The sequence below is a fragment of the Delftia sp. WSY_12 genome, assembly GCF_043104645.1.
Taxonomy (GTDB): Bacteria; Pseudomonadota; Gammaproteobacteria; order Burkholderiales; family Burkholderiaceae_C; genus Comamonas; species Comamonas tsuruhatensis.
Genome location: NZ_JBICKW010000051.1, coordinates 1 through 11,550 on the forward strand (window position 1 = coordinate 1; position 11,550 = coordinate 11,550).

Genomic DNA, 11,550 nt, shown 5'->3' on the forward strand with positions numbered 1-11,550 from the left:
TACTTTCTTATCGCGCGATAAGAAAGTAGGTCGGCCGCCGGGCCGAAACCCGGCCTCGAAAAACAACCCCCCGGCAGGGAACAAAACAGATCCCTGAACCCATCAGGAAGACTCAGCGCCCACCCTGAAAACTACGCGTACTGTACAGATCCGTCGCCAGCCGCGACAGCAGCGGCAGACCAGACACCGCATCCACCGGCTGCCTCTCGATGTAGTTGAAGAACACATCGGAATCGAGCACGCCAATGTCCAGACGGCGCGCATCAGGCACGGCCGCCAGCGTCTTGTAGCCATCGCCACCCGTGGCATTGAAGCTCAGCACGAACAGCTTGTATGTGCGCGCGGTATCCAGCGGCTTCCACGTCTTGCTCGCGTTGTCATACACCTCGATGCCCGACACGCGCTGGCCGGCTGCCGCTGCCGCGTTCACGTCAAAGCGCAGGCCGCCCGTGTAGGGGTAGGGGCCGGTCGTGCCGCTGGGGCCGTACACGGCCTGCAGGCCGTCCTCGAGCATGCCCTTGACTTCCGTGCCGGTGATGTCCAGGCGGAACAGCTTGTTGCCGAAGGGCAGGACCTGGATGACCTGGGCGGCCGTGGTCTGGCCCAGCAGCGGGATGCGCACGCCGCCGCCGCTTTGCAGGGTGATGTCGGCGCCGCCGTAGTGGCGGTTGGCTTCTTCCAGGTAGGCCTGGGCCACGAGCTGCTGGATGTCGCCGCCGCGCACGCTGACGCTGCCTTCGGCATTGCAGGCGGCGCTGGACTGGCTGTAGTTCATGGTGCCGACGCCGCCGGGCACGCGGCGCGAGCACAGTTCCCGGGGCACGGTGGCGACCTGCTTGAGGTTGAACTGGGCGACCTTGTCCTTGAAGGGCTGCAGCGCGGCGGTGGCCTTGGCCGAGGGCGTGGTCACGCGCAGCACGCCGGTGGCGGCGGCGCTGGCCTTGAGGGCGGTCTTTTGCGCATCGGTGGCGGCCTTGCCGGCGATGGTGAAGCTGTCGCCGATCAGCACATGGGGCGTGCCCGTGCACTGGGTGACGCGGCCGTCGGCGTCGAACTGGACCTTGAGGTCGCCGACGACCTGGGCGTACTCCCAGGCCTGGACCACGCAGACGGGGCTGCCGTCCCTGTCGGTCAGGCGTGTGGGGTAGGCGCCGCCCGGTGTGCCCACGCCGGTGGTGTTGAGCACGTCGGGGCCGAGCAGGGTGTGCGAGTCGCCGCCCACGACCACGTCCACGCCGCTGAGCTTGGGCACGATCTGGCGGTCGTACTCATAGCCCACGTGGCTCATGACGATGATCTTGTTGATGCCCTTGGCGCGCAGCGCGTCGATTTCGCGCTGGGCCGCCGTGGCCTCGTCCTCGAAGGTGGTGTCGGTATCGGGGCTGGACGATGCCTTGGTCTTGCCCGCAATGGTCAGGCCGACGATGCCGATCTTCTGGCCGCCGCGCTCCACCACGGTGGAGGGGTTCACATAGCCGGGCGCCTTGGCCGCGTTCAGGGCCGAGTTGGCGCCAAAGCGCACGTTGGCGCTGAGCACGGGCGTCTTGCAGGTGCCGGCGCGCAGGCGGTCCAGGAAGGACTTGAGGCCGCTGTCGCCCTTGTCGAACTCGTGGTTGCCCAGCGTGAAGGCGTCAAAGCAGACGGTGTTCATGAGGGCGGCATCGGCCTCGCCGTCGGCGCCTGCGCGGTTGAAGTACAGCGTGCCGGTGAGCGCGTCGCCGGCATGCAGCTTGAGCACGTTGGGCGACTGCGTGGCCAGCTCCTCGATGGCCTGGGTCACGCGCGCAAAGCCTGCGGCGTCCACGGCCACGGCTTCGGCCTTGCCCGTGCCGGCGTCCAGCTGCAGGGTCTTGCTCTTGGACTCCAGCGTGGAGTGGTGATCGTTGATGTGCAGAATGCGCAGCTCCAGCGGCTGGCCTGCGGGCGTGTCGTTGCCGGAGCCGCCGCAACCGGCGATCAGGGCGGAGGCAGCCAGGGCCACGGCCAGCGGGCGCAGGGCGGGGCGATGGGAGGTCAAGGACATGAACGGGTTCTCTCTGTATCGGTTTGTCACGGCCGCCGATGCTGGGCAAGGCAGATGACATGGCGATGAAAGCGCCCTGCAGGGGGCTTGACCTTGACATGGTGGCAATCTCTAAAGTGCCTGCATGCGAGAACAAAGGAGTCAGGCAATGAATGCATCGACCAAGGCCGGCATGGCCATAGACCTGCCCGTTCAGGGCATGACCTGCGCCTCCTGCGTGGGGCGTGTGGAGCGCGCGCTCAAGAAGCTGCCGGGCGTGCAGGAAGCCGTGGTCAACCTGGCCACCGAAAAGGCCAGCATCCGCTTCGAGGGCGCGGCCGATCTGCCCGCCGCCATTGCAGCCATCGAGAAGGCCGGCTACGAAGTGCCCCAGTCCAGCGTGGAACTGGAAGTGGAGGGCATGACCTGCGCCTCCTGCGTGGGCCGCGTGGAGCGTGCGCTGAAAAAGGTGGAAGGCGTGCAATCGGCCAGCGTGAACCTGGCCACCGAGCGTGCAGTGGTGACGCTGGCTGGCAGTGCAGATGTGGCGGCCCTTGTGGCAGCTGTGCACAAGGCCGGGTACGAAGCGCGTCCGCTGGGCGCCAGCGCGAACCCGGCCAGTGAAGGCGGCGCAGCGCAGTCGCCGGCCGAAGACGGCACGGAGCAGCGCCAGGCGCGCGAGCGGGCCTCGCTCAAGCGCTCGCTGATCGTGGCCGCAGTGTTCGCGCTGCCGGTGTTCGTGCTGGAGATGGGCGGCCACATGGTGCCGGCCTTCCACCATTGGGTGGGGCAGGCCATCGGCACGCAGAACAGCTGGTATCTGCAGTGCCTGCTGTCGGCCATCGTGCTGTTCGGGCCGGGCCTGCGCTTTTTCCAGAAAGGCATTCCCGCGCTGCTGCGCGGCGCGCCCGACATGAATTCGCTGGTGGCCGTGGGCACTTCGGCGGCGTTTGCCTATTCGCTGGTGGCCACCTTCGTTCCGCAGTGGCTGCCGGCCGGCACGGTGAATGTGTATTACGAGGCGGCGGCCGTGATCGTGGCGCTGATCCTGCTGGGCCGCTTCATGGAGGCGCGCGCCAAGGGCAATACCTCCGAAGCCATCCGCCGCCTGGTGCGACTGCAGGCCAAGACGGCGCGCGTGCGCAAGGACGGCGCCGTGCAGGAGGTGGACATTGCCGCCGTGCGTGCGGGCGACACCATCGAGGTGCGGCCCGGCGAGCGCATTCCCGTCGATGGCGAGGTCATCGAGGGCAGCAGCTTCGTCGATGAATCCATGATCAGCGGCGAGCCCGTGCCGGTCGAGAAAACCCCGGGTGCCGAACTGGTTGGCGGCACGGTGAACCAGAACGGCGCGCTGGCCTTTCGCGCCACCAAGGTGGGCGCGGACACGCTGCTGGCGCAGATCATCCGCATGGTCGAGCAGGCCCAGGGCTCCAAGCTGCCCATACAGGCCCTGGTGGACCAGGTCACCATGTGGTTCGTGCCGGCCGTGATGGCCGTGGCCCTGCTGACCTTCGGCGCCTGGCTGGCCTGGGGGCCGTCGCCCGCGCTGAGCTTTGCGCTGGTCAATGCCGTGGCCGTGCTCATCATCGCCTGCCCCTGCGCCATGGGCCTGGCCACGCCCACTTCCATCATGGTCGGCACGGGCCGGGCCGCGCAGATGGGCGTGCTGCTGCGCAAGGGCGAGGCGCTACAGACCTTGAAAGACGCCCGCGTGGTGGCCGTGGACAAGACCGGCACGCTGACGCGCGGCCGCCCCGAGCTGACCGACCTGGTGCTGGCCCCGGGCTTCGAGGGCGAGCGCAGCCGCGTGCTTGCGCTGGTGGCGGCCGTGGAGGACCGCTCCGAGCACCCGATTGCGCGCGCCATCGTGGATGCTGCCAAGGCCGAGGATTTGCCGCTGGGTGCTGTTGATCGCTTTGAATCGGTGACAGGCTTTGGCGTGCGCGCCCAGGTGGACGGCGTGCGCGTGGAGATCGGTGCCGACCGCTTCATGCGCGAATTGGGCCTGCAGGTGGACACGCTGGCAGACGAGGCCGCGCGCCTGGGCGACGAAGGCAAGACGCCTCTGTATGCCGCGGTGGACGGACGCCTGGCCGCCATGATCGCCGTGGCCGATCCCATCAAGGACAGCACGCCGGCCGCCATTGCCGCCTTGCACGGCCTGGGCCTGAAGGTGGCCATGATCACCGGCGACAACCGCCGCACGGCCGAGGCCATTGCGCGCCAGCTGGGCATCGACGAGGTGGTGGCCGAGGTGATGCCCGGCGGCAAGGTCGATGCCGTCAAGCGCCTGAAGGCCGAGCACGGCACGCTGGCCTATGTGGGCGACGGCATCAACGACGCGCCGGCCCTGGCCGAGGCCGATGTGGGCCTGGCCATCGGCACGGGCACGGACATCGCCATCGAGGCGGCCGACGTGGTGCTGATGTCGGGCGACCTGGGCGGCGTACCCAATGCGATTGCGCTGTCCAAGGCCACCATGGCCAACATCCGCCAGAACCTGTTCTGGGCCTTTGCCTACAACGTGGCCCTGATTCCGGTGGCCGCGGGCCTGCTGTACCCCGTCAACGGCACGCTGCTGTCGCCCGTGTTCGCGGCTGGGGCCATGGCGCTGTCCAGCGTCTTCGTGCTCAGCAACGCGCTGCGCCTGCGGCGTTTCAGTCCGCCGCTGGCGGCGGGGCGTTGAACGACGAAGGCAGTCAGCCGGGCAGCTTGGGGACGTCTATGAAGTCGTCCAGGCTCAGGCCTTTTTCCTTGAGCAGGGCTTCTAGCACGGGCTGCAGGCGGCCCAGGCTTTGCTGCACGGTCTCGCGCACCGTGTCCACCACGACCTGGGTGCTGCGGTCGATCTCCACATTGAGCAGGTCGCCCACGCCCTTGGACTCGAACACGGTCATGCGGCGCGTCTCGGGGATCAGCCAGACCTCGAACCAGCCGGCCTGGCGGTCCACCTCGGACACCGTGAGGCTGGCGCCATTGATGGCGATGTAGCCCTTGGCGAACACGTAGTGGCGAAAGCCCTCGGGAATGCCGAAGCGGATGCGGTGGTTGGTGTCGCTGGAGGCCACTTCCAGCACGGGCGAGGTGAAGTCCACGTGGCCCGACAGCGGATGGCCGCCGATCTCGGCGCCGTCCTTTGCCGCGCGCTCCACATTGACGCGCCCGCCCACGGCATAGCCGCCCAGCGTGGTGATGTTCAGGCTTTGCAGCATCACATCGAACGTGGCGCGCGTGGGCGAGAGGATCTCCGTCACCGTCAGGCACACGCCGTCGGTGGAGACGCTGGCGCCGATGGCCAGGTCCTGGCAGAAGCCTTCGGGAAAGTCGAGGGTGAAGGTGCGCAGGCCGTTCTGGTCGCGCAGCGCGGCAATGCTTGCCACGGCCTGGATGATGCCGGTGAACACGATGTGGGATTCCTTGGAGCCGCCCGGTCGGCGGCGAAGCGGGTATTTTGCATCGCGGCGCTGCGCTGCGGGGGCGCAGGCCGGCGTGTCCCTGCGGGCATCAGGCCGGTGCCGCGGCCTCTTCCCACCAGCCGCTGAGGAGGGCGGGAGGGCGCTGCGCCGCATGCACCCAGGCACAGGACGGCCAGGCATCCTGCTGCACGTTCATGCCCGCATAGATGCCGTAGCCGGGGCCGGCCGCGATCTCGCCTTCGGCATGCAGGGTCTCGCCCGCGCGGATGCTGCAGGCCGCACGGATGTCGCCCAGCGCACGCATGCCCCAGTCCACCTCGATGTGGCTGCCGCCTTCCACGTCGGCGCCAGCGTACAGGCCATGGCCCAGCTCGATCAGGCCGCTGGCGCGGATGCTGCCGCCCGCGCGCAGGCCCTTGCCGCAGCGGATGGCGCCCTGCACCTCGATGTCCTGGCCGGCCTGGGCGCCGCCGGCCAGGCGCAGGTCGGCGCCGCAGCGCAGCTCCCAGCCGGCGCGCACGTCCTCGGCGCGCAGTTCCTCGTGCACGTCCACGCTCCATGCGGCCTTGACCAGGCCGCCGGCCTGCAACGGGCCGCTGCAGAAGATGGCGCCGCCGCTGTGCAGGTCCTGGCCGGCCTCGATGCGGCCGGCGTGGATGCCGGCGCCGGCCTGCAGCGTGCGGCCCACGGCCAGCAGGCCGGGTACGCGCAGCTCGCCATGCACGACGACGCTGCCCGAGAACACCAGGGCATCGGCCTCCAGGTGATCGACCTCCAGCACGGCGTCGGTGGGGCCGAACTGGTTCATGAGCCAGCGCGCGTCCTCGACGCGGCCATCGCCCACCAGGGCATCGAGCACGCGCTGGTAGTCGTTGCCGTCATGGCGGTTGCGCACGAACCAGCGAAAGCCCGCCGCGCAGGGGCTTTTGGCACGCAGAAAGTTTTGGGAGAGTTCCATGTCCATCATCGGCTCCGGGGTCAAGGCGGCTGCGCCATGCGGCGGCGCGGCCGAAAAGGCGTGCAGGCCAGGGAGGTGCGGGGCGTGGGCCGGCAGCTCCTGGCATGCGCTTCGCATGCGGGATTCGCTGCGGGGGCCGTGCGGGAAGCTGGGGGTGGACCTCAGGCTTTCCGCACGGCGGCGGAAAGCAGGGCCGTGAAGCCGCACAGGCTGATGAAGGCCGTGGGCACGCCGTGCACGCGCTGCGGCCGCTGCGCGCGCAAGGCGGTGCAGCGGGTCGGGGCGTGGCGGAAAAGGCGTGTATGGGCCATGGACAGGGGCAGGAGCAGCCGCGATTATGCCGCGAGGCCATTTGCGCACGGGGGCATGGGGCCGTGTACAGCACGGGGCTTCGTTGCTTTGGGTAACATCACGGACCCTGCGGGCGCCCGGTGGAGGACCACCGGCGCCCGGTTGCCCTGCTGCGCGGCGATCGGCCCGGCAGGGTCCTCTCGCCAAGAGAAGCCCATGAATTCCAAGACTCCCCCCTCGTTCCTGAGCCGCATCGCCATCGCGATCGGCAGTTTCTTCGCCATCCTCGGCAACGGCCCCCTGGCCGCCGACGTGTCCCGCCTGCGTGACGGCGAGCCGCTGGCCGCCGACGTGCCGCCGTCCGCACCCAAGGAGGTGCGCGTGGAGGTGCCCGTGGACCGGATCGTCGAGGTCCGCGTCGAGGTGCCTGTCGAGAAGGTGGTCGAGAAAGTGGTTGAAAAGCGTGTCGAGGTGCCGGTCGAGAAGATCGTCGAAAAGACCATCGTGGAGCCGGCCGCACCCGCTGGCACCGCCGCACTGCAACTGCTGGGCCTGCTGCAGCGCGAGGCGCGCTTCGTGGACTTCGTGCAGGAAGACGTGGCCGGCTATGCCGACGCCGAGATCGGCGCCGCAGCGCGCGTGGTGCACGAAGGCTGCCGCAAGGTGCTGCGCGAGCATTTCAGCATCGCCCCCGTGCGTGCCGAGGCCGAAGGCAGCCGCGTCACGCTGGCCGCAGGCTTTGATGCCGCCGCCGTGCGCCTGACGGGCAACGTGGTCGGCCAGGCACCGTTCACGGGCACGCTGGGCCACCGTGGCTGGCGCGTGGACGATGTCCGCCTGCCCCAGCTCACCGATCACAAGGCTGCCGCCATCGTGGCCCAGGCCGAGGTGGAGCTGTGAGCATGGACCAGTCCCGCCAATCCTCCCAGGCGCGCTACAGCATCGGCATCGACCTGGGCACCACGCATTGCGCGCTCTCCTATGTGGACCGCCAGGCCAGCGATGGCGAGAAGGTGGTGCAGGGCGTGCTGGACATTCCCCAGCTCACCGGCCCCTCCAGCGTGGAGGCGCGCCCGCTGCTGCCGTCCTTCCTCTACCTGCCGCATGAAAGCGAGCTGACTGCGGCCGACATGGCCCTGCCCTGGGGCGCCAGCCAGGACTTCGTGGTGGGCGAGTTCGCGCGATCGCGCGGCGCGGCCACGCCGATACGGCTGGTCTCCAGCGCCAAGAGCTGGCTGTGCCATCCGGGCGTGGACCGCCGCTCGCCCCTGCTGCCGGCCGATGCGCCCGAGGAGGTGCACCGCGTCTCGCCGCTGACCGCCTCCATCCGCTACCTGTCGCACCTGCGCTGGGCCTGGGAACAGGCCCATCCCGAGGCGCCGTTCGATGCCCAGGACGTGACGGTGACCATTCCCGCCTCGTTCGACCCGGCCGCGCGCGAGCTGACGGCCGAGGCCTGCCGCGCGGCGGGCTTCCAGAAGCTCACGCTGCTGGAGGAACCCCAGGCTGCGCTGTACAGCTGGATCCAGGCCAGCGGCGGCCAGTGGCGCAAGCAGGTGCAAAGCGGCGAGATCATCCTCGTCGTGGACGTGGGCGGCGGCACCACCGACCTGTCGCTGATTGCCGTGCTGGAAAAGGACGGCGGCCTGGAGCTGCAGCGCGTGGCCGTGGGCGAGCACATCCTGCTGGGCGGCGACAACATGGACCTGGCCCTGGCCTACGGCGTGGCCCGCAAGCTGGCCCAGGAGGGCAAGCAGCTCGACGCCTGGCAGACCCGTGCCCTGGCCCATGGCTGCCGCCAGGCCAAGGAGCAACTGCTGGCCGATGCCACGCTGCAGTCCGTGCCCGTGGTCGTGCCCAGCCGGGGCAGCAAGCTCATCGGCGGCAGCATCCGCACCGAGGTCACGCGTGACGAGGTGCTGCAGATGCTGGTGGAAGGCTTCTTCCCGCGCGCAGCCGTCTCCGACAAGCCCCAGACCCGCGCGCGCGCCGCGCTGACCCAGCTGGGCCTGCCCTATGCGCAGGACGCAGCCGTCACGCGCCACCTGGCGGCCTTCCTCTCGCGCCAGGCCGGCGCCACCGAGCAGATCGAAGGCCTCCAGGGCACGCAGCCCGAGGGCGCGTCCTTCCTGCATCCCTCGGCCATCCTGTTCAACGGCGGCGTGCTCAAGGCGCCGCAGATCGAGCAGCGCATCCTGGAAGTCGTCAACGGCTGGCTGGCCGGCGAAGGCGCGCAACCCGCGCGCCTGCTGGACGGCGCCAACCTCGACCTGGCCGTGGCGCGCGGCGCCGCCTACTTCGGCCATGTGGCGGCTGCGGGCCGTGGCGTGCGCATCCGTGGCGGCACGGCGCAGAGCTATTACGTGGGCGTGGAAAGCAACATGCCCGCCATCCCCGGCATGGAGCCGCCCATATCTGCCCTGTGCCTGGCGCCCTTCGGCATGGAAGAGGGCACCGAGGTGGCGCTGGACACCCAGGAATTCGGCCTGGTCGTGGGCGAGCCCGTGCGCCTGCGCTTCTTCGGCTCCTCCGTGCGCCGCGCCGACCAGGTCGGCACCGTGCTGGACTTCTGGGGACCCGAGGAGCTGGTCGAGCTGCAGGAAATCGAGGCCCATCTGCCCGCCGAAGGCCGTGCGCCCGGCGAGATCGTGCCCGTCACCCTGCATGCGCGCGTGACCGACATCGGCACGCTGGAACTCAACGCCGTGCCCGTGGGTGGTGACGAACGCTGGAAGGTGGAGTTCGACGTGCGGGCCGACACCCTGAAGGACTCGTAAACTTGAGACAGCTGCGTGGCTGGAGCTTGATGGGATGCCGAATCCTATTAAATAGTGAGAGGCAGGTGCGGCCCGACTTGATGCCACTATTTGCTGCAACGCGGTCCGTGCCGAGCGTCTCTCGGCATGACCATGCTTTTATTGAAACTTAGGCCTGAAAAATGCGCTTGTTGCACTACCTTGAAATCCAGAACTTCAAGCGCTTCGGCGAACGTCAGCACATAAAGCTGGATCACCCTGCGGTACTCATTGGCCCCAATAATTGCGGCAAGACTAGTGCGATTCAGGCTTTGGCTTTGTGGGCGCAGGCTGTACAGACTTGGTATGAGGCCCGTCGCGATTCCACTGCGAAGGAACGTACTGCAACATCTATCAACCGGCTCAATATCGTAGCTGTACCGGTACAACGCACGCGGTTTTTTTGGAACAATGCGCAGGTGCGCAAAGGCAGCAAAGATATCCCTCTCCTCATCACTGTGGGCGTGGAGTTTCAAGGAAAAGTGCATGCACTGACAATGCGCTTTCGCAATCAGGGTGACGAACTCGTATATTGCTCACCGGATGAGTCCGTGATGGCTAATCTTGATTTGCTAGCTTACGCAGCAAGCTTGAAGGTGGAGTTGCTTTATCCCATGTCGGGGCTGGACACAGAGGAGCCCATATTGCAACCAGGCCGCGTGGATGTGTTGCTAGGGCAGGGGCGCACAGCAGATGTACTACGTAATCTTTGTCTGGCAGTAGTCAAATCATCGACGGATGATTGGACTCGAATTGCTGGTCTCATGCGCAGACTTTTTAATGTGGAACTGAGTGCGCCTAAAGAGACTACACGCGGAAGTATTATGTTGGCCTATCGGCAGCCTGGGGTCAAAGAGGCATTGGATATTTCTTCTGCTGGGCGTGGTATGCAGCAAATGTTATTGGTGTTTGCTTATCTTTATTCGCACAAGCGCAGCGTATTGCTTGTGGATGAACCCGATGCTCATCTGGAAATATTACGCCAGAAGCAGGTATATGTATTGCTAAGGGACATCGCTAGCGAGAACGGTTCACAGGTGGTGCTGGTAACCCACTCTGAGGTAATTTTGGATGAAGCACTGGACACCAATCTGACGCTATTATTGGAAGGACGTACAGATGATTTGGCGGGCAAGCTGGATATTCGCAATGCCCTTAAGCACTTCGGCGCTGAGCACTACGTCAAGGCTCGCGAGCGTGGTTACGTCCTTTACGTTGAAGGGGGAACGGATGTGGACATGCTCAGGGCTCTTGCCGAGCACATCCGGCATCCGGTGGCATCCATATGGGATGAAAGGATCAATACTTTTTATGTTCAGAACAACTATCCGCAACAAGACATGGATGCGGAGTTGGAGCGGGTGGAAGGTGGTTTTAGCGTAACGCCCCGGGATCACTTCAAGGGGCTGAAAGGACTGCTTTCCGGCCTGCAAGGATTGGCCATCCTTGACAACGACGGGCATAGTCGACAGGACCGAGATGAAGGAGCACTGAAGATCCGGTACTGGAGACGTTACGAAACCGAGAACTATTTCCTGACGCCGGATCTTTTGCGGCGCTATGCGCTGCATCAGTACCCGTCCGACGATTTGTTTTCGCAGGATGCGCAGACTGCTGTGCACGATGTTCTAAGGGCATTGGTCACAGAGTTAATCTTTGATGGCAATAAGACAGACTATGACGCATGGCAGCAGTTTCCACCTGAGGCCGCACGGCTCTTATGGGAGGCCAAAACCGAGCGCCGCAAGCTCAGTACGTTGGCAGAGACATTTTTCCGGCAACTCGCACGACGCCTAGGCGGCGCAATGCTGCTGACCAAGGGAGAGCTTCATCGGCTGGTTCCCCTCGCTGAATTGTCAGCAGCAGCAGAGACTGAGGTGCGCGCGAAACTAGATCTCTTGGAGGAACTGTTCCGTAGGGCCCAACGGCATGGTGAGCAAGTAAACGTGCCTGATTCGGAGCATGTTTTGCCCACTGAGTCGCAAGGGTGATGACGGTCCCACCATTTCCTTGCATTTGGCTTGTGTCTGGAGGCACTCTATCGTGCAGAAGGCTGGCGAGTCAGACGCGATGGTGCAGCATTGA

At 66.4% G+C, this 11,550-nt stretch carries 8 protein-coding genes; 4 read left to right on the forward strand and 4 right to left on the reverse strand.

Annotation, left to right across the window (positions count from 1 at the left end; translation table 11 throughout):
- Positions 1 to 112: 112 nt before the first annotated feature.
- Entirely contained in the window at positions 113 to 2,023 is a 1,911-nt protein-coding gene (locus ACF8LI_RS22855) for a bifunctional metallophosphatase/5'-nucleotidase (protein ID WP_392413520.1), read from the reverse strand.
- Positions 2,024 to 2,171: 148 nt separating this feature from the next.
- Between ACF8LI_RS22855 and ACF8LI_RS22860 the strand changes: the two genes are divergently transcribed.
- A complete protein-coding gene (locus tag ACF8LI_RS22860; RefSeq protein WP_392413522.1) occupies positions 2,172 to 4,691 on the forward strand; it encodes a heavy metal translocating P-type ATPase in 2,520 nt (839 codons plus the stop codon).
- Positions 4,692 to 4,704: 13 nt separating this feature from the next.
- Here ACF8LI_RS22860 and ACF8LI_RS22865 read toward each other — a convergent pair whose 3' ends face one another.
- From ACF8LI_RS22865 to ACF8LI_RS22875, 3 genes are all read right to left on the reverse strand, one after another.
- A complete protein-coding gene (locus ACF8LI_RS22865) occupies positions 4,705 to 5,409 on the reverse strand; it encodes a riboflavin synthase (protein WP_012207520.1) in 705 nt (234 codons plus the stop codon).
- Between the two features lie 100 nt (positions 5,410 to 5,509).
- A complete protein-coding gene (locus tag ACF8LI_RS22870; protein ID WP_065346807.1) occupies positions 5,510 to 6,385 on the reverse strand; it encodes a hypothetical protein in 876 nt (291 codons plus the stop codon).
- A gap of 155 nt (positions 6,386 to 6,540) precedes the next feature.
- The gene (locus tag ACF8LI_RS22875; RefSeq protein WP_013800628.1) at positions 6,541 to 6,690 is read right to left on the reverse strand and encodes a hypothetical protein; all 150 of its coding nucleotides are present in this window, start codon (positions 6,688 to 6,690) and stop codon (positions 6,541 to 6,543) included.
- Positions 6,691 to 6,886: 196 nt separating this feature from the next.
- On the opposite strand from ACF8LI_RS22875, the gene ACF8LI_RS22880 reads away from it, so the two are divergent.
- From ACF8LI_RS22880 to ACF8LI_RS22890, 3 genes are all read left to right on the forward strand, one after another.
- Positions 6,887 to 7,570 (forward strand): DUF2760 domain-containing protein, encoded by a 684-nt coding sequence (locus tag ACF8LI_RS22880; RefSeq protein WP_392413524.1) that lies wholly within the window; start codon positions 6,887 to 6,889, stop codon positions 7,568 to 7,570.
- A gap of 2 nt (positions 7,571 to 7,572) precedes the next feature.
- The gene (locus ACF8LI_RS22885; protein ID WP_392413525.1) at positions 7,573 to 9,447 is read left to right on the forward strand and encodes an Hsp70 family protein; all 1,875 of its coding nucleotides are present in this window, start codon (positions 7,573 to 7,575) and stop codon (positions 9,445 to 9,447) included.
- Positions 9,448 to 9,608: 161 nt separating this feature from the next.
- The gene (locus ACF8LI_RS22890) at positions 9,609 to 11,456 is read left to right on the forward strand and encodes an ATP-dependent endonuclease (protein ID WP_212644759.1); all 1,848 of its coding nucleotides are present in this window, start codon (positions 9,609 to 9,611) and stop codon (positions 11,454 to 11,456) included.
- The last annotated feature ends 94 nt before the right edge of the window (positions 11,457 to 11,550 follow it).